This window comes from Mesorhizobium sp. M2E.F.Ca.ET.209.01.1.1 (assembly GCF_004010375.2).
GTDB lineage: Bacteria > Pseudomonadota > Alphaproteobacteria > Rhizobiales > Rhizobiaceae > Mesorhizobium.
This window is the reverse complement of record NZ_SADP02000534.1, coordinates 1-352: the sequence shown is the minus strand read 5'-3', so window position 1 is coordinate 352 and position 352 is coordinate 1. Positions and strand designations below refer to the sequence as shown.

Annotated in this window: 1 protein-coding gene; it reads right to left on the bottom strand. The window is 67.0% G+C overall.

The window, feature by feature from the left end; all coding sequences use genetic code 11:
• The coding region (locus EN852_RS36800; protein WP_135879757.1) for a hypothetical protein at positions 1 to 352 on the bottom strand (352 nt) is incomplete at both ends.

The window sequence follows — 352 nt, the reverse complement described above, 5'->3', positions numbered from 1 at the left end:
TTGGCTGCCGGATTGGCGGCATCGGCCTTGCCGGTGGCCGTCAGCTTCAGCCCGGTGATCTCGCGCGCCGCCACCAGGAGCCGGTCGCTGTTCACCGTCATCGACAGGTCGGGCGCCGTGACCGGCCCTTGCGCATTCAGGGCAAAGGCGATGGAGCCCTTGGCGTCTTTCGAGAGCAGTGACACATCGCTCAACGCACCCCTGACGTCGGCGGCGAGCTTGCCGTCGGCGAGGCTCGCCTGTCCGTCGGCGCTGAGCGCGCCCGAATTGAGCTTCAGCCCGTCGATATTGACATTGCCGTTGGCATCGCGCTTCAGCGCGGCGCTCAGCTTTGCGGTATCGCCGAGCATGC